This is a genomic window from Pseudomonas meliae, assembly GCF_001400515.1.
In the GTDB taxonomy this organism is placed as follows: Bacteria; Pseudomonadota; Gammaproteobacteria; order Pseudomonadales; family Pseudomonadaceae; genus Aquipseudomonas; species Aquipseudomonas amygdali.
In genome coordinates this window covers 1-18,262 of record NZ_LJQT01000180.1, presented here as the reverse complement: position 1 = coordinate 18,262, position 18,262 = coordinate 1, and the positions used below count along the sequence as shown (strand labels likewise).

The window sequence follows — 18,262 nt, the reverse complement described above, 5'->3', positions numbered from 1 at the left end:
GGGAGGCAACATGAGTAGTCAACACAAGCTGTTGCCTTCATTGCTGGATCGGTTGCTCGACGATCGTCCGCATCAGTCCGTGGAATCGTCATCGCAACGGTTGAGTTCGCTGGCCGATTACAAGGCCAGCATCGTTCGTGACCTGGAGATTCTGGTGAACACTCGCCAGTCTCTGGTCGCTAACGAGCTGGAGGGTTTCGCCAATCTGAGCGGCACCATCCTCGATTACGGTATGCCCGACTTCACCAGTAGAAGCGTGCTCGACCCACAGGACCGTCTTTTGATTCAGCGCCAGCTGGAGAAGGCAATTTCTGTCGGTGACCGACGTTTCCGCAGCGTGAAAGTCCAGTTGCTTGCACAACAGACCGGCCAGCGCATGCTGACTTTTCGTGTGGACGCAGTACTGCGTCTGCAGGACATTTCGCGTCAGGTTTCCTTTGACGCCGTGCTGCAGGTCAACACTCAGGAATACAAAGTGCAGAACCTCAACTGATGCTCGACGATCTGCTGCCCTATTACGAGAAGGAACTCTCGCACCTGCGCTTTCTGGGCCAGGAATTTGCCGCTCAATATCCGAAGATCGCTTCGCGATTACTGATTGAGGGCGACAACTGCGAAGACCCGCACACCGAGCGCCTTATCGAGGCGTTCTCGTTCCTGTCGGCGCGCGTACACAAGAAACTCGACGATGAGTTTCCTGAAATCGTCGAGTCGTTTCTGGAGGTGCTGTACCCGCACTACCTGCGCCCTACCCCTTCGATGTCCATCGTCGAGTTCAATATGGGCAAGCAGGAAAAGGTCACCGAATCCTATCGCGTAGCCCGGCACACCGAGCTGCATGCCACACCGATAGACGGAATAGTGTGCAAGTTTCGTACGTGCTACCCGGTCGAACTGTGGCCAGTGGCAGTGCAAAGTGCTTCGTTCATTGAAATGGAGCGTTCGGCGTTCAACGGCCACAGTGCAGACCTGATTGCGCGCTTGCGCATCGGCCTGGGTGCGACCTCCGACGTCCTGTTCGGCAAGATGGAACTGGACCGACTGCGCTTTTTCCTTGATGGCGAAAGCACGCTGATGCATCAACTGTATGAGCTGCTGTTCAACAACCTGGCCAAAGCGACCCTGTCGTTCGAAGACGAAGGGCGCATTCGTGAAGTGGTGCTGCCCGCCGACGCCCTGAAGTCTGTCGGTTATGGTCTGGATGAAGGGCTGGTGGATTACTCGGAGCGTTCGTTTCTGGGTTATCGACTGCTGCACGAATACTTCACCTTCCCTGACAAGTTCATGTTCTTCGACCTGTCAGGCTTTGCCCGTATTCTGGCTGGCAAAGAGATCGCCAAAGTGGAAATCAATTTCTACTTTTCCGATTACGACCTGACGGATCGTCTGGCACGCCTGACCCAGAACATCGGCCGTAACAATTTCAAGCTCAACTGCACGCCCATCATCAACCTGTTCCGCCAGCAGGCCGAGCCGATCAAGCTGACTCACGTTCAGCATGAATATGCGGTAACGCCGGATGTGCGCCTGCAAAGCTCTGCCGAAGTGGTCTCGATCGATCGCGTGCGGCGGGTGAAGAAGATCAACGGCAACGATCAGGTCGGCACCTGCCATCCGTTCTTTGAACCACGCGGTGATCAAGGCCCCGGTCAGAGCTTCTGGATCGCCCGGCGACGTCCGACGCAGAGCCGACAAAGCGATGGCTCGAACATGTTCATCCGCGTCGTGGATCGGGATCTGGAACTGATTGATTCCAACAACGACACACTCAGTATCCGCCTGACGTGCAGCAATCGCGATTTACCACTGATGCTGCCTTTTGGCGGCGAGCGCGGGGACTTCAACATTCCCTCCAATTCGGTGATCAAGGATATCCGCTGCCTGCGCAAACCGACGGCGACGGTGCGCGTGCCGCTGGGCAACGGCGTGATCTGGCGGCTCATCTCGCACCTGTCGCTGAACCACATGTCGCTGGTTTCGAAGGGTCGCGAAGTGCTGCTGGAACTGCTGTCGCTTTACAACTACCGCAACGTGTCGGCGATTCGCAAACAGATCAACGGGATCGTATCGGTGACCAGCGAACCGGTTGTGGCGCGCATCGGGCATCCGCGCCCCAACTTTGTACGCGGCGTCGGCATCACGCTGAAATTCGATGAAAGCCAGTACACCGGCAGCGGCGTGTTCCTGTTCGGCATGGTGCTGGACCACTTCTTTGGTCAGTACTGCTCGATGAACAGCTTTACCCAATTAACCCTTCGCACCGTGCAGCGCGAAAAGAGAGTGGTCCAATGGCCCCCGCGAACAGGCGATCAACCCCTGGTCTGATTGACCAGGCAAGGGCTGAGCCGCACCGATTCGAATTTTTTCAGTTGGTGCGTTTGCTTCGCCTGGATTACAGCAGGAATGGGCGCATGGACCTGGAAACCAGGCCGCATGAGGACCCTCTGCGCTTTCGTTCGCAGCTGTCGCTGAACTTTCCGGCCAGTGAAGTCAGCGACCTGCAGTTCGAACGCGAAGGCAAGCTCTCGGCGGCCGGTTTGCCGCTGTCCGAGGTGCAGGTCACGTTCATGGGCCTGGTCGGCCCATCAGGCGTGCTGCCGCGCCCGTACACCGAGCTGCTCATCGATAGGCATATTCAGTACCGAGACGACGCTGCGCATGCGTTTCTGGATATTTTTTCGCATCGCATGACCACGCTGTTTTACGAGGCCTGGCAGAAGTACAAGTTTTACATCGAGTACGAGCGTAACGGCACGTCGAACTTTGATCGTTATTTGCTCAACCTGGTGGGTTTCGGCCCCGAAGCGTTGAAGCAAAAGTTCGACAAGGGCGAGTCGCCATTGCGCCGCGAACTGTTTAGCTACTTCTCGGGGATGTTCGCCCAGAAGCCGCGCAACGCCCTGAACCTTGAAGTCATGCTGAGTTTTTATTTCTCGCTGCCGTTCAAGATCCAGCAGTTCGCCGGGCGCTGGCTGAAGCTCGACAGCAGCCAGTGCACGCAGTTGGGCCGCAAGAACGCCGTGCTAGGGCAGAGCGCCGTGGCTGGCAATCGCGTCTGGGATTACCAGTCGTGCGTACGTATCGAACTGGGGCCTCTGGAACTGGCTGACTACCAGCGCTTTCAGCCGGGCACCGAGGATTACCAGAAGCTTGTTGAGCTGGTGCGTTTTTACATCGGCGCCGAACTGGACTTCCAGATTGCGCCGAAGCTCAAGCGCGAAGCTGTACCCGTGGCCCGCCTGGGCCGCCAAGGCAATGTATCGCTGGGCTGGCTTGGCTGGCTCAAACGCCCCGGTGTCGACGTGGAGCCCTCCCGTTGCGCTGTTTTCCATATTCCTTTTGATGGGGTCTCCCTGTGAACCTGAAGTCCCTGTTCGCCAAGCTGAACGAAACGAGCCGCACTGCCACTGAAAGCGCTGCTGCGCTGTGCCTGTCGGAGAACCACTACGACGTTGAAGTCGAGCACTTGCTGCTGCATANNCACTTGCTGCTGCAATTGCTCGACTTCAACGATAACGACCTGCCGGTGATCCTGCGCCACTACGACGTAGTGCCTGATCGCCTGCAAGCACAGTTGGTCACCGCGCTGGGGACATTCAAGAAAGGCAACACACGGACGCCTGCGCTCTCGCCGCACATCACGCGCATGATCGAGCAGGCCTGGGTACTGGCGTCGATCGAATTCGGTCAGTCGCAGATCCGCACCGGCCACCTGATTCAGGCCTTGCTGGATGACGATGCCCTGCGCCGCGTGGTCATCGGTTCGGCGCCGGAACTGGAGAAAATCAACGCTGACGACCTGCGCCTGAATATGAGCGCGCTGGTCGAAGGCAGCCCGGAGACCAAACTGAGCAAGCCTCTGGCCAACGCCGACGCAAGCACGGGCGCAACCACCAAGGGCAACGGCAAGACCCCTGCCCTGGACCAGTACACCGTCAACCTGACCCAGAGCGCCCGCGATGGTCGTATCGATCCGGTACTGGGACGCGAGTTCGAAGTGCGGCAGATGGTCGACATCCTGACCCGCCGCCGTCAGAACAACCCGATCCTGACTGGTGAAGCGGGTGTGGGTAAAACAGCCGTGGTTGAAGGTCTGGCGCTGCGCATCGTGCAGGGCGACGTGCCTTCGGTGCTCAAGGGCGTCGCCATTCACACCCTGGATCTGGGCCTGTTGCAGGCAGGTGCAGGGGTCAAAGGCGAGTTCGAAAACCGCCTCAAGTCGGTCATCGAAGAAACCAAGCGCAGCCTGCACCCGATCATTCTGTTCATCGACGAAGCCCACACGCTGATCGGCTCGGGTGGCCAGGCCGGGCAGAACGACGCAGCGAACCTGCTCAAGCCTGCCTTGGCGCGTGGCGAGCTGCGCACCATCGCCGCCACCACATGGGCAGAATACAAAAAGTATTTCGAAAAAGACGCCGCATTGGCTCGTCGTTTCCAGGTCGTGAAAGTCGAAGAGCCTGACGAAGACAAGGCCATCCACATGCTTCGTGGGCTGCTGGCGAAGATGCAGGAGCATCACAAGGTCACCGTGATGGACGAAGCGCTGGTGCAGGCCGTACGTCTTTCCAATCGCTACATCACCGGCCGCCAACTGCCGGACAAAGCCGTCAGCGTGCTCGACACCGCTTGCGCACGCGTCGCGCTGGGCCAATCGGCACAGCCAGGCGCGCTGGAAGACTGCAAGCGCCACATCGACAACCTGAATGCAGAAATCACCGTGCTGGAGCAGGAAACCGCCAAGGGCAGCGACCACGCTCGCCGTTTGACGGCCCTGCACGAAGAGCTGAAAGCCGAACAGGAAACCCGCGAGTCGCTGGAGCAACAGTGGAAGCGCGAGCTGGAACTGGTCGAAAAGCTTGGCGCACTCAGCGTTCCGGAAGACGGCGCGCCTGATGCTGAGCAGATCGCTGCAGTGCGTGCCGAACTGGCCAGTGTGCAGGGCGAGCAACCGCTGGTCCACGCGCTGGTGGACGGCGGCACCATCGGTGAAGTGATTTCCGGCTGGACCGGTATCCCGCTGGGCAAGATGCTGCGCGACGAGATCGATACCGTACAAAGTCTGCCAGCGCTGTTGGGTGAACGCGTACTGGGGCAGGATCATGCGCTTGAAGAGATCGGCAAGCGCATCAAGATTTCCCGCGCGCGCATGGAAGACCCGAACAAGCCGATCGGTGTGTTCCTGCTGCTCGGCCCGAGCGGTGTCGGCAAGACCGAAACTGCGCTGGCGCTGGCTGACACACTGTATGGCGGCGAGCGTAACGTCATCACCATCAACATGTCCGAATACCAGGAAGCCCACACAGTCTCCAGCCTCAAAGGTTCCCCGCCGGGCTACGTCGGTTATGGCGAAGGTGGCGTGCTGACCGAAGCCGTGCGCCGCAAGCCTTACAGCGTGGTGCTGCTCGACGAGGTGGAGAAAGCCCACCCGGACGTGCTCGAGCTGTTTTTCCAGGTCTTTGACAAAGGCGTGCTGGACGATGGCGAAGGTCGCGAGATCAACTTCCGCAATACCGTGATCATTCTCACCTCCAACACCGGTACTGATCGCATCATGCAGTGGTGCCTGAACACCGAGCAGAAGCCGACCCCCGATGACATCGTGGAAGGCCTGCGCGACGAGCTGAATCAGGTGTTCAAACCGGCGTTCCTCGGTCGCTTGACCATCGTGCCGTACTACCCAGTTCAAGACGCGATTCTGGAACGCATCGTCGGCCTGAAACTGGAGCGCATCCGCAAGCGTTTCGAGCGCAATCACCAGGCGGTACTGCGTTACGACGAAGCGCTGATCAAGGCCATCGCTTCGCGTTGCACGGAAGTCGACAGCGGCGCACGCAACATCGACAACATCCTGTCCAAGACCCTCATGCCGGAACTCGCCCAGCGAGTGCTGGAGCGGATGGCGCAGGACAAGCCGATTCAGAGCCTGACCATCGATCTGGGCAGCGATGGCGACTTCGCTTACACACTGACCTGATCGATCACCCCATAGGTAAGACGTGATGAATAAAAGACTTCAAGGCAATTGTTCCTCGAAGCCAGCCTTGGCAAGGTGCCTGGCTGTTCTGGCAATGATGCTGGCTCTGTCCGCCTGTGGCGTGACGGACCGTGTCGCCAAGCGCATGGATGACACCTGGGCTGGCGACATGATGTTTGGTGACAACGAAAAGGTCATCCTGACGACTGACGGCGGTAATCAGCTCAACCCTGACGAGTACGGCAAACCGCTCTCGGTGGTGGTGCGCGTTTATCAACTGTCCTCTCTGGAGCGCTTCGAGTCGATCAACGCCGACACCCTCTGGGATGATCCGCAAAAGGCTCTGGGCAACACACTGGTCGAAAGCAGAGAGCTGATTCTGTTGCCTGGCATAGGCGAGACCGATCAATGGCCGCTGAACCCGAATGCCTTGTATGTGGGCATCGCGGCGTTCTTCCGCACCGACGTCGACAGCCGCTGGAAGGTCGCGTTCGACGCCAACACGCTGCGCAAGGACGGTATCTGGTTCTCGTCCGACGGTGTGCGCGTGCTGGTGGACAACAACTACATCCTCGCCGTTCGTGGCGTGGATGTGCTGAACAGGCTCAAGACTGAAGAGCAGTTCACTAAATCCAATTCGATGCCCGAACAACCCGCCGGCAAAGGTATTACCGAGCGTGTGCAGGACGCCGCTGTCCAGCAGGTTCAGGACTCGGCCGGCAGTGCTGCGAAAAAGGCAGCGGACTCACAATTCAATTCTCTGTTGGAAGGCGCCAAATGAGTAAACAAAGCCGCGTGATGTGGTCGGAAGGCATGTTCCTTTTGCCACAACATTTCCAATATCAGGATGAGTTTCACCAGCATCAGCTTGCTGAGTCGACACTGCGTTCCACGCCTTTCCATTGGGGCGTGCAAACGCTGGAAGTCGACGTCGAGGCATTGGCCACAGGCTCGTTGCAACTGAAGCGCCTGAAGCTGGTGTTCCCTGACGGCAGCCTTTACGACGCGCCGCAGCACGACCCGCTGCCCGCCGCCCGCGACCTGAAAAATCTGATCAAGGGTGGAGAAATCAAGGTCTATGCGGCGCTCAAGCTGCCCGAGCCCTTTGGCCTGAACTACGTTGAAGATGGCCAGGAACAGAAGAGCGCCCGGCGCTTTCGCAAACAGTTCGACACCCTGCCTGACCTCAACGAAGGCGATCTGGAAAACGAGATCACCAGCCTGCGTCTGAACGTCGTGATGCTGGTCGATGGCGACACTCTGGATGGCTACAGTTATTGCCCGATTGCCCGACTGGCACGCAATAGCATCGGCGGTTTCAACCTTGACGCGCATTTTGTGCACCCTACGTTGCACGTGGGCACCCACGAGACGCTGGTTGGCCTTGGCAGACGCCTGATCAGCGTGCTGCAAGCCAAGAGCAAGGCACTTTCAGGCCGCCGCCGCGAGCGTGCCGACCAGATCGCCGAGTTCGGTTCCAGCGACGTTACGTTGTTCTGGCTGCTGAATACGGTCAACCGCGCCTACCCGCAACTGGCCCACCTGCTGGCGCACCCACGCCTGCATCCAGAGCGGCTGTATCTGTTTCTCGCGGAACTGGCGGGCGGTTTGCTGACGTTCTCGCTGGACACCCAGCTCACTGACATCCCCGATTACGATCATCAGAACCCGGCAGCCTCGCTGGTGAAGCTCGACGAACTGGTTCGTCTGCTGCTTGAGAACGTGATTCCGAACCAGTGCACCGTCATCAATCTGAGCCAGGTCCGGCCTTCGTACTGGCAGGGCCAATTGCTCGACCCACGCCTTACCGAAGCGGATTTCTATATTTCAGTGCATGCCGACATGCCCGGCTCCAGCCTGCTGGAACTGGTGCCGCGTGCGTTCAAGGTCGGCTCGCCGGAAGACATCGAGGTGGTCGTCAACAGCGCCATGCCGGGCGTCACCCTGAACCACTCGACACGCCTGCCAAACGCCATTCCGGTGCGCCTGGACAACCATTACTTCTCCATCGAGCCACATGGCCGGGTGTACGAACGCATGATGGAAGCCCAAGCCATTTCCTTCTACGCGCCCAGCGCGTTTACCAATCTCAAGCTTGAACTGTTGGCGGTGCTTAAATGACTGAAGCCGTGATGCAAGGTGCCGCTGCGGCCGCAACCGAAAAACCTACGCTCAAAGACCTGGTACGTGACTTCATCACCATGGCGCTGATTGTCCGTCGCGGCCGCCAAGCGATCTCGGTCACGGCGTTCGAAGCCAGCGTCGATACTTTCTTCGCCAACCTGGAGCGTCAGGCGCGCAGCGCCAATTACAGCGTCGAACAGGTAAAAGACGCGCAGTACGCACTGTGCGCATTCCTTGATGAGAGCGTGCTGCGTTCGGGCGACAACGATATGCGTCGCCACTTCGAAATGGAGCCATTGCAGTTCCGTTATTTCGGCGTTCACCTGGCGGGCGAAGGCTTCTTCGAGAAAATCGAACTGCTGCGCGCCGACGTGAAAAAGAACCTGGATGTGCTTGAGGTGTACCACCTGTGCCTGGCGCTGGGTTTCGAAGGCAAGTTCGGCCTCGGCCAGAAAGACCAATTGCGCTATCTGGCCAACACGCTGGGCCAGGACATCGCACGCTACCGCAAGACGCCAAAGGCGCTGTCGCCTGACTGGGCATTGCCTGACCAAGTGTCGCAGATGCTTCGCCATGAAGTTCCGGTATGGCTTTACCTGGTGCTCATCGCCCTCGTGTGCCTGGGTGTCTATCTGACGCTTGACTGGTTGCTGGGCAAAGACGTGGCCGCATTGGCCGAACAAATCAGCCAACTGTTCAATGCTTGAGTCCCGATCAGGTAACCGAGTCAGGAAGACATGAAGACATTACTGCGCCTGTTAAAAAGTTTCTGGTTCCTGGTCCCGATACTGTGGCTGATCAGCCTGGCTGTCTGCTGGTTTTTCTCCCCCAGGATCAGTTGGCTGCAAGGCTATACGCTCGAAGCGATGGCGATCATCAGCGCCTTCTATCTGCTGTTGATCGTACTGCGCCAATACCGACGGATTCGTACCGAACACAACCTCGAAAATCTGGTTCAGATCGAAGTTGACCGCTCGCTGAAGTCCACCGGTGAGTTCCGTGATCAGCAAGTGCTGCGCGACCGCCTCAAGCATGCCATTGCCATGCTGCGCACCGATCGCTCGGCAGGCGGTGGCGGCTCCTCGGCGCTCTACGATCTGCCCTGGTATCTGGTCATCGGCATGTCGGCGGCAGGCAAGACCTCCTTGCTGACCCGCTCCGGCCTGTCGGCCAGCATTGCCAGTAGCGCCAATGACACGGAAAGCGGCACCCAGCATTGCGACTGGTACTTCAGCCCTGAAGCAGTGATGATCGACACCGCGGGTCGCTACCTGCGTGACGATCAGTCTGCCAGCGAATTCGCTGCGTTCCTGCGTATGCTCAAAAAGCAGCGCAGCAAGGCCGCCGTCAATGGTCTGGTGCTGGTGGTCAGCCTGCCAGAGCTATTGGCCGCCTCTGCCGCCGAGCGCAACGAGATGGGTGCGCGCCTGGTAACGCGCATCGAGGAATATACCGATTGCCTGGACGCCAACCCGCCTATTTATCTGATGCTGACCAAGACCGACCAACTGCCCGGCTTCAACCAGGCTTTCGACGGTATGGACCTGCATGAGCGCCAGCAGCCGCTGGGCATGACGTTCGGTCTGACAGAGATCACCACAGAAAGCCTGCGTTCGGTGCTCGATCGCAAACTGGCGAACCTGCAAGCGCATGTCAGTCGCCACGTCGATGCACAGATGATCGCACTGGGTGCCTACGCCAACAGCGCCCTGCTCAACTTCCCCAACTACTTTGCCGAGCTGTCGGCGATACTCGAACAGTTCCTGCAGCATTTCGCGCGCAGTAACGTCAACGGTACCCAGTTGTTGCTGCGCGGCCTGTATTTCACCAGTGCCCTGCAAACCGACAAGCAGCTGACACCGGTGTATGAAGACGAGCTTTCAGAGTCGTTCGTCTTGCGGCCAGCGACCGCACCCGATGCGCTGGAAGAGGACGAACAACGGAAAATCAGTGATCGCAGTTACTTCATCACCGATACCTTCCGCCGCGTCATTTTCCCTGACCGTGACCTGACCCTATACCAGTCACGTCATGGCCGCGACAAATCACTGGGGCCGATTGTCATCGCTCTGGCGCTGTTCGCCGGGCTGGCCTTCATCGGCTGGCAGGCCCTGTCGTTCCAGAAAAACCGCGAGTGGCTGGCCGCGATCAGCCAACAGTTGACCGAACTGGAACAGTCCCCGGACCGTGCCCAGCGCCTCGCCTCCGGCCAAGGCCTGGAATTGCTGCGCAACCAGCTGGCTGCCATCGAGAAATACCGCACCAAGGGCGTGCCTCTTCAGCTCAGTGGCGGCCTGTACCGTGGCGACGATATCTACTTCGCCACCCAGACTGCCTACCTGCAGCAACTGCGTACCCAGGCGCTGGAACCGATCACGCTGAAACTGCAATTGCAGATGCGTGAATTCAACGAGTTCGCCAAAACCATGGACCCGCAATATGGCTTCGGGGCTACACCCGCAGGGTCGGAAACCAAAACGGGCAAGGTACGCGCTCAAGGTCAGAAACTGCTGGACCGCGGCGCGCGCAACGTCGCTGTGGGCCGTCCGACCAGCCTGAGCAGCATCCCGCGCAGCACCGGCGAGGTTGCCAATCGACTGACCGGCGCAGCAAGAGGCACAGCCGGCCAGACGCGCAGCGAAGCGATTGCCGCGCTACGCAACCCGGCCACTGCCAACGATGCTGCCGAGCTATCAGCCACAACAGGCGGCTTGTCGTTGTCGGAAGAGATGCTCGGGCGACTCGATGAACGGCAGGTGGCGTCCATCATCGAGTCATACAACGCCCTCAAGCTCTATCTGATTCTGACTCAGCCGACCACGCATCCGGAAACCGAGTTCGTCAACGCAGCGTTGCCGGTGGCCTGGGCGGGCATTTCCAGCGAGACCAATCCGATCAGCGACGACGTCATCGAGGACAACTCGCCGGTCTACGTACAGTTGCTCAAGAATGGTGACGCGCCGGCCATGCCACGCAATGAGCAACTGATCGACGAGACCCGCAAGAGCCTGAAGTTTTTCATGATCTCCAGCTCGCTGGTGGACCGTGAATACCTGCGCCTGCAACTGGAATCCAGCCGTCAGTTCCCGGCAATCGGCCTGAATGATCTGGTACCTATGCCGGGTCGCCAGTTGCTCTACGGTTCGGAGGCTGTACCTGCGATTTTCACCCGTCAGGGCTGGGAAGAGTTCGTGAAACCCGAGCTGATCAAGCTGGTGTCCGGCAACCTGCGTAACGAGTCGGATTGGGTTCTGGATGGCGAAGGCGGCGACAGCGTGGTGCAGAAAGCCAACTTCGTTCGTGAATTCATGGTTCGTTACAAGCGCGACTACACGCAGGTCTGGTACACCATGATCGACAGCGTCGGTGTGCGCCGCTTCAGCGACATGGCCAACGCCACGCAGCAGTTGTCATTGCTCAGCGACGTACGCAATTCGCCGGTCAAACTGCTGCTGTCTGCTGTCTGCCGTCAACGACAACACGCAATGGGACGTGCCTGCGCCTCGCGAAGCGCAACAGACCGGAGTCAAACGCGACGATGGCTTCTGGGGCAAGGTCAGCGGTATCTTCGACAACAAGGAAGCTGCGGCCAGCGTACTGATCTCGCCATTGCCTGCCGTGGATGACGGCAGTCTGGCCAAACGCTTCGAACCTGTATCAAGGGTTTTCGCAGCGCAGAATGCCGAGGGCGCTGACAGCACCATCATGGATCGCTACCTGGCAGCGCTGCGTAAACTCAAAGTACGGATGAACAACATCCAGCGCTCGCAGGATGTCGGCAAGAGCAGCAAGCAGTTGATCAGCGAAACCCTTGAAGGGCAGCCGAGCGAAGTCACCAACGTGCGTAACTACGTTGAAACCACGGTCGATACCAGTCAGGGCGGGCTTTCCACCTCGCTGCAAAGCCTGTTCAGCCTGCCGATCCAGTTCGCCTGGGAAACGCTGCGCGATCCGGCCGGCGAACAGATCGCCAAAGCCTGGGCCAAACAGGTCGCCAAACCTTGGGAACAGGTCATGGCGCATCGTTACCCGATTGCTGCGGACAGCCGCAACGAGGCATCGGTGAAAGACCTGCAACGCTTCGTCGACCCGGAATCCGGCCTGCTACCGAACTTCAAGCGCAACGAAATCGGCAACCTGTCCGATGGCGAAGGCCTGGGTATGGGCAGCGGGTCCAAGACTGCGCCGCTGGTCAATCCGAAAATGGTCAGCAACATCGACAAGGTCAGTTCGTTGGGCGAGGTCATCGCCAGCCTCTCGGATCGCGACAATGGTTTCGAGATCATGCTGGAGCCGTCGGCCTACTTCACTGACATCATCTTCACGCTGGATGGCCAGGAGCAGCATTACCGCAACGGCAAAACCAGCTGGAGCCGCTTCTCATGGCCGGGCACCACGACAGCACCGGGCGCACGCCTGGATGTGGTCACGCTGACCGGCGAGCGCATCACCGTGTTCGACTACACCGGGCGCTGGGGACTGCTGCGCATGAACGACAGCGCACGGGTCGCCGACCTGGACGGCATTCAGCAGCGTTTCAGCTGGAACACGGCCAAGGGGCCGGTCAGTCTGGTGGTGCGCAACTATGGTGGCGTGAAGCTGACCGACCTGGCCAACGTCAAGGCGCTGAGCGCGCTTAACGCAACAGATGGGCGGACCAAGTGAGGATGCACATGCTCGACCTGGAGGGCGGTCGATGATTGGCTGCTTCGGAAAAGTGCCTGCGAGCGCAGATTTCGTCAGCCTGCATGGCGCCAGCGACGAGGTCTGCGAGTTCGATGCCTGGCTGCAAGGCGCACTCGCCGACATGCAGCAGCGCGACGATTGGCGCACGTTGTTCGACCAGTTGCCCGTGTGTTTTTTCAGCTATCGGGCGCGCAGCGGCAACTGGCTGGTGGGCGGTTTGATCAGTTCGCGGGACTCGAGTGCACGGCGTTATCCGTTCTTCATCTTTCAAACGGTGAAGTCCAGCGACGCCGGTGTGTTCGTGAACCCGTTTACCCTGAGCGAACTGTTCGCCGGGCAGATCAAACCGCTGCTGCACATGGCCGCACAGGGCGAAGGCACCTCAGTGCTGTTCGAACGCATCAGGGCCTTGCGCCCGCTGCAAGGACAGGACTTCGAACTGTTCCGGCGTGTGCATGAGAAGTTTCTGGTGAACTTCACCCTGCGTGACATTGCGACTTCGCTGGAGAGCTCATACCCCGAGTTCATCAGCAATGCCGTGCTCACCCGGCTGCAAGCGCTGGGTCGCCCGTCGTACAGGGCACCGATCGGTATTTCGCTGCCACTGCCTGCCGAGCGAGGCTTGAAGAACCCGACAGCAGATCTGTGGGTCAATTGGCTGACACGCATTGACCCGAACAAGGCAGTGCCGCAAATCAGCATTCTGGCGGACGACTTCATGCGCCCCCGACTGTTCTGCTTCCCGTCGCGCAACACCCAAGGCGTGTACCGCGTGGTGACGGGCGTGGGCGAGCATTCGGAGAACTATGACGTGCTGGCACCCTTTGACGCGTTCGACGAACACCACCGAGGCCATGTGTTTCCAGACATTGACCGCCCTCTTTATGACGTTATCGACCGCTTTGTCGATGTGCTGGATTTGAAGTCCGTATGAACAAGATCAAATACTACTTTTTGCGCTACCAGCCCTATGTTCTCGGGGTCTGCTTTTTTCTGTCGATCTTCATCATCTGGAGCATCGGCCGTGCCCTGGGCTTCAGTTCGATGAACAGCCTGCTGACGGGGATAGGCCTGTTCCTGCTGCTGTCGGCGGCGTATGTGCTGTTGCTGTATCGGGGCGTATCACAGCATCAGAACCTGGAGGGTCTGCTGCGCGATGACGCCGATCAGGCCGTGCTCAATGCCAGCCCGGCGGATCGCGAAGAGGTCAGCCTGCTGCGTGAGCGCTTGCTGCAAAGCATCGAACGGTTGCAGAGCAACAAGCCGAACGGCAGCAACGCCAAGGACGCGCTTTACGCCCTGCCCTGGTATCTGGTGGTGGGTCAGCCCGCAGCGGGCAAAAGCACCATGCTCTATCAGTCGGGCCTCAACTTTCCCTACGCAGAACGCGAAGGCGCACGCGTCGCCGGGCTGGGCGGCACGCGCAATTGCGACTGGTTCTTCAGCTCGGAAGCCGTGCTGCTGGATACCGCTGGCCGCTACATGAATGATCAGCAGGAAGCCGGCAAATGGCGCGCCTTTCTGCAATTGCTGCGTCAGCATCGCCAGCGCAGACCGCTAAACGGCCTGATTGTCACGGTCAGCATTCATGACATTCTGCAATCCTCGGTGGAGGATCAGGAGCGCATCGCCAAACGTCTGCGCGAGCGAATCCAGGAAACCCACGCGCTGCTGGAAGTGCGTCTGCCGGTGTATCTGGTGTTCACCAAGTGTGACCTGGTACCGGGCTTTGTGCCCTTCTACCGCCAGCTGGATGATGTGGCGCGTGGCGAAGTGATGGGCAAGACCTTCCCGCACAAGGGCTTCGAGCAAGCTGACTGGGGCCAGCGCTTCGGTGTGGCGATGGACGAGCTGATCAATTACTGGAAAGAGATCGCCAACCAACAGCTGGTGCTTCAAGACATCCAGATCACGCGTCAGGACACCGCGGTGTATCGCTTCCCGCTGGAACTGGAAGCCTTGAAACCGCGCCTGCTGATGTTCGTCGATGCCCTGCTGCGCGCCAACCCGTATCAGAGCGCCGAGATGCTGCGCGGTTTCTACTTCACCAGCGCACTGGACGCCGACCAGCCCGAAATGGGCGGACACACCCGTCAGGTGACCGAGCGCTTCCAGCTGGAAAGCGAGCAGGACCTGGTCGACGGCAATGCGCAGCCGCATCCGCTGTTCATCAACAGCCTGTTCCGCAAGGTGATCATTCCCGATCAGCATCTGGTGGCGCTGTACACCACCAACCATCGCGAGCGTCGCCGCAAGGCTGCGTGGATTGGCGGAGCCAGTCTTGTTGCCCTGTTGATCTGCAGCCTGTGGGGCTGGTCGTATTGGAACAACAAGGACAACATCCAGTCCATTTCCACCGAACTCGCCCAGGCTGCAACCGATGACAGCAAAGCCACCGGTCAGTACACCGAGTGGCAAACGCTGGATCGCATGCGCTTCTGGACCTCGCTTTACTACGATCGTCATCACGACGAAGGCGTACCACTGCGCTTGCGCCTGGGTCTTTACCGGGGCTATGACGTCGAGCCGTTGCTGCGCACGCGCTACTTCAACCGTCTGGAAACGGTGATGCTCAAGCCGACCGCAGACAACCTGACGCGCTCGCTTTACCTGCTGACCACTATCAAGGTCTACCAGCGCAATGCCAAAGACCTGATGCCGGTCACCGGCGTCGACAGCGTCGAACTCAAGGCACTGCCGCCGGATAACCGCGCGCAGTCCATCGCGGCCTTCGGCAAGGCGACGCTGGATACTTACGTCATGTTGTCGCGAGCGCAGCGCGAGAAGGCTGACCCGGCCTTCCTGAAAGCGAAGATGCCTGATTACTGGTACCCGGCCATCGCGCGCCAGACCGGCAAGACCATCACTGCGAACGCCGAGGCAGGCTCCAATCAGGATTACGAGTACGCCAGCCGCCAGATCAACTTCTACAGCGATCAGATTCACGAACTGGACGTGCCGAGAATTCTCGACAACGCATTCCTGACATCCAGTTCGCGTAATTACATCAACAGCCTGTTGACGCAGTCGTTGAAGGCTATCGAAACCATCACGCTGGAATCGGACACCCTGTTTGCCTTTGGTCGTGCCGACTTCCAGAGCCTGAAAACCGAAGGTCAAAACCAGTTGAGTGCGATCGCCGGCAAGCTGTTGAGCACACCGAACATCGGCAAGATCGTGATTGCAGGTCACGCCGACCAGCTGGGCGACCCGCAAAGCAACATGCAGGTGTCCAGGCAGCGTGCACAGACCATCAAGACGTATCTGGTCGGCAAGGGCGTGCCCGCCGAGCTGGTGGACGCGGTCGGCGAAGGCAGCGAGAAACCCTTGGTCAAATGCGATATGCAGCAGCCGAGGGCTCAGTTGATTCAGTGCCTTGAGCCGAATCGACGCGTAGAGATCGAAGTGCGCGCGCTCAATTGATCGCGCAGTGCAAGCAAACCGAAGCCCGGGTTGTCCACATGAGACCAGGGCCGTGGCAAGAGAACCTTTCTTGATCGTTTCAAGAAGGTTAATCAAAGGGGTCGTGTTCTGTCTTTAGACACCACAACCTTAAATGAAGAAAGGAGACGCAGAAAATGGCATTTGACGCATACATCCAAATCGACGGCATCCCGGGCGAAGTTCTGGACGACAAGCACAAAGACTGGATCGAAGTGCTCGGCTACGAGTTCGGCGCTACCCAGGCCACCTCCGCCACCGCCAGCTCGTCGGGCGGTGCTTCGTCCGAGCGCGTTGCACTGAGCGACTTCAGCATCCGCAAATCTGTGGACAAGGCTTCTGCCAAGCTGTTCGAAGCGTGCTGCAAAGGCACTCACATCGCCAAGATCCAGCTGAACGTCAACCGTGCTGGCGGCGACAAGCTGACCTACCTGACCATCAACCTGGAAGAAGTCGTTGTGTCTTCCGTGAAGGCTGTAGCAGGCGGCAACCAGAAAGGCGAAGACAACGCCGTCAGCGATCTGCCGATTGAAGAAATCAGCTTCAACTTCGCTCGCATCAAGACTACCTACACCCAACAGAGCCGTTCCGATGGCCAGGGTGGCGGTAACGTCACTGGCGGCTGGGACCGCACTGCGAACAAAGTATTCGCATAAGTCTGTGACACCTCGGGTCGCGCAAGCGGCCCGTCTTCAGCACCGTGTCTGCCCAGGCACGGTGTTCTTTTATCCTCTGATCAGAGTTGACTATGTCTGAATTTCTCAACGACCTTTCGCTTGCCGATCTGACGGCGCCCATCAACGGGGGCAGCGGCGAAGACCTGAGCTTTTCCACCCTGTTCGATCAGGTCAAGGAAGCTCGTCGAGCAGACCCCGATTACCTCACCCAAGGTGACTGGCAAACCGATCTGAAGTCCTCGGACTGGGATCAGACCATCACGTTGGCCGCACAGGACCTTGCTGAACAAAGCAAGGACCTGATGCTCGTCGCCTGGCTCAGTGAAGCCCTGGCGCACAAATACCACTTTGTCGGCATTACCTTCGGCCTGACCGTGGCCGAGCGGATCCTGCAAAATTTCTGGGACGATCTGTACCCGTCGCTGGAAGACGGCGTAGAAGAACGTGCCGCCCGCCTGGCCTGGCTGAAAACCACGCTGACCGAAGTCGTCGGCGGGCTGCCAATCACCCAGGGGCAGAACTTCGGTCTGTTGCACTACGACGAGTCGCGCCACGTGGAAAACCTCGCGCTGCAAAACCCCAAGGCCATGCAGGCTGCTGTTGACGAAGGCAAGATCAACGCCGAAATCTTCCAGCGCTCCGTGGTACTGACCGACTCGGACCACCTGCGCCTCAAGGCCAGCGAAATCGCTGCCAGCCTGTATGCCTGCCAGCAGCTCCAGGCCACTGCCGACACCCTGTTCGGCCGCGACGCGCCCAGCCTCGTCACCCTGAGCGACATCCTGCAACGCGCCGGGCAACTGACCGAAAAGCTGCTCAAGGACCGAGGAATAGAACTGAGCCCTGCCCCGGCAGCCGCCGCTCAGACCGCACCCGAAATCGCCATCGACCAACCCGCAGGTGCCGCGATGACCCAGACCACCCAGGACAGCGCATCCGCACCACTGCGCACCACCCCGGCCACTCGCGACGAAGCCTTCACCATGCTCGCCGGCATTGCACAGTTCTTCAAAAACACCGAACCGCAAAGCCCCGTCCCGTACCTCATCGAGCGCGCCATCAAGTGGGGCAACATGCCGCTGGAAGGCTGGCTGAACGACGTCATCAAGGACAGCAACGTCGTGGACAGCATTCGCGATGTGCTGGGTACGAAAGAGCCTAAGCAGTAAGGGCGATCTGGTGGATCGGTCTGTATGAAGGTGCGTACAGACCGTCGGGAAATGCACCACGAGGCGAGTCTGTCTGTACGACTGACGTGCCCATGATTTACCCGTATTTTGTGTCGTACCCAGCACTGCAACAGGGAACGACCATTCACAGGATTCACACACATCAGGGATTAGGGAAGCTCCGAGCA

The 18,262-nt window shown here is 59.1% G+C and carries 11 protein-coding genes and 1 pseudogene; all 12 read left to right on the top strand.

Annotated features, from left to right (window positions below; all coding sequences use genetic code 11):
- Positions 1–10: 10 nt before the first annotated feature.
- The 12 genes and pseudogenes from tssE (at position 11) to tssA (ending at position 18,074) form a co-directional block, all read left to right on the top strand.
- Positions 11–493 carry a type VI secretion system baseplate subunit TssE gene (gene tssE / locus ALO64_RS08110; RefSeq protein ID WP_003420335.1) on the top strand — a complete coding sequence of 161 codons (483 nt, stop codon included), beginning with the start codon at positions 11–13 and terminating at the stop codon, positions 491–493.
- Positions 493–2,325, top strand: a complete 1,833-nt coding sequence (gene tssF, locus ALO64_RS08105) for a type VI secretion system baseplate subunit TssF (RefSeq protein WP_044324050.1) — start codon at positions 493–495, stop codon at positions 2,323–2,325. The genes tssE and tssF overlap by 1 nt, the downstream gene beginning before the upstream one ends.
- Positions 2,289–3,359 (top strand): type VI secretion system baseplate subunit TssG, encoded by a 1,071-nt coding sequence (gene tssG / locus ALO64_RS08100; protein WP_044343875.1) that lies wholly within the window; start codon positions 2,289–2,291, stop codon positions 3,357–3,359. The genes tssF and tssG overlap by 37 nt, the downstream gene beginning before the upstream one ends.
- On the top strand, positions 3,356–5,977 hold the full coding sequence (tssH, locus tag ALO64_RS08095) for a type VI secretion system ATPase TssH (RefSeq protein ID WP_054991688.1): 2,622 nt from the start codon (positions 3,356–3,358) through the stop codon (positions 5,975–5,977). The genes tssG and tssH overlap by 4 nt, the downstream gene beginning before the upstream one ends.
- Before the next feature lie 25 nt (positions 5,978–6,002).
- A complete protein-coding gene (tssJ, locus tag ALO64_RS08090; protein WP_080395662.1) occupies positions 6,003–6,758 on the top strand; it encodes a type VI secretion system lipoprotein TssJ in 756 nt (251 codons plus the stop codon).
- The gene (gene tssK / locus ALO64_RS08085) at positions 6,755–8,098 is read left to right on the top strand and encodes a type VI secretion system baseplate subunit TssK (RefSeq protein WP_044343878.1); all 1,344 of its coding nucleotides are present in this window, start codon (positions 6,755–6,757) and stop codon (positions 8,096–8,098) included. Before tssJ ends, tssK begins: the two co-directional genes overlap by 4 nt.
- The gene (gene icmH, locus ALO64_RS08080) at positions 8,095–8,808 is read left to right on the top strand and encodes a type IVB secretion system protein IcmH/DotU (protein ID WP_002551418.1); all 714 of its coding nucleotides are present in this window, start codon (positions 8,095–8,097) and stop codon (positions 8,806–8,808) included. Before tssK ends, icmH begins: the two co-directional genes overlap by 4 nt.
- A 30-nt stretch (positions 8,809–8,838) precedes the next feature.
- Positions 8,839–12,766, top strand: a pseudogene (locus tag ALO64_RS08075) (type VI secretion protein IcmF/TssM N-terminal domain-containing protein).
- Positions 12,767–12,797: 31 nt separating this feature from the next.
- Positions 12,798–13,721, top strand: coding sequence for a type VI secretion system-associated protein TagF (tagF, locus tag ALO64_RS08070; protein WP_044343879.1), 924 nt, complete (start codon positions 12,798–12,800; stop codon positions 13,719–13,721).
- The gene (tssM, locus tag ALO64_RS08065) at positions 13,718–16,210 is read left to right on the top strand and encodes a type VI secretion system membrane subunit TssM (RefSeq protein ID WP_044343880.1); all 2,493 of its coding nucleotides are present in this window, start codon (positions 13,718–13,720) and stop codon (positions 16,208–16,210) included. The genes tagF and tssM overlap by 4 nt, the downstream gene beginning before the upstream one ends.
- A 155-nt stretch (positions 16,211–16,365) precedes the next feature.
- Positions 16,366–16,884: an Hcp family type VI secretion system effector gene (locus tag ALO64_RS08060; protein ID WP_002551414.1), complete on the top strand. Its 519-nt coding sequence runs from the start codon at positions 16,366–16,368 to the stop codon at positions 16,882–16,884.
- Positions 16,885–16,976: 92 nt separating this feature from the next.
- Positions 16,977–18,074 carry a type VI secretion system protein TssA gene (gene tssA / locus ALO64_RS08055; RefSeq protein ID WP_044343881.1) on the top strand — a complete coding sequence of 366 codons (1,098 nt, stop codon included), beginning with the start codon at positions 16,977–16,979 and terminating at the stop codon, positions 18,072–18,074.
- Positions 18,075–18,262 lie beyond the last annotated feature (188 nt).

Coding starts and splice junctions, on each gene's coding strand:
- tssJ (WP_080395662.1), top strand. CDS start 6,003: ATGAATAAAAGACTTCAAGGCAATTGTTCCTCGAAGCCAGCCTTGGCA.
- tssE (WP_003420335.1), top strand. CDS start 11: ATGAGTAGTCAACACAAGCTGTTGCCTTCATTGCTGGATCGGTTGCTC.
- tssM (WP_044343880.1), top strand. CDS start 13,718: ATGAACAAGATCAAATACTACTTTTTGCGCTACCAGCCCTATGTTCTC.
- tagF (WP_044343879.1), top strand. CDS start 12,798: ATGATTGGCTGCTTCGGAAAAGTGCCTGCGAGCGCAGATTTCGTCAGC.
- tssF (WP_044324050.1), top strand. CDS start 493: ATGCTCGACGATCTGCTGCCCTATTACGAGAAGGAACTCTCGCACCTG.
- tssA (WP_044343881.1), top strand. CDS start 16,977: ATGTCTGAATTTCTCAACGACCTTTCGCTTGCCGATCTGACGGCGCCC.
- ALO64_RS08060 (WP_002551414.1), top strand. CDS start 16,366: ATGGCATTTGACGCATACATCCAAATCGACGGCATCCCGGGCGAAGTT.
- icmH (WP_002551418.1), top strand. CDS start 8,095: ATGACTGAAGCCGTGATGCAAGGTGCCGCTGCGGCCGCAACCGAAAAA.
- tssG (WP_044343875.1), top strand. CDS start 2,289: ATGGCCCCCGCGAACAGGCGATCAACCCCTGGTCTGATTGACCAGGCA.
- tssK (WP_044343878.1), top strand. CDS start 6,755: ATGAGTAAACAAAGCCGCGTGATGTGGTCGGAAGGCATGTTCCTTTTG.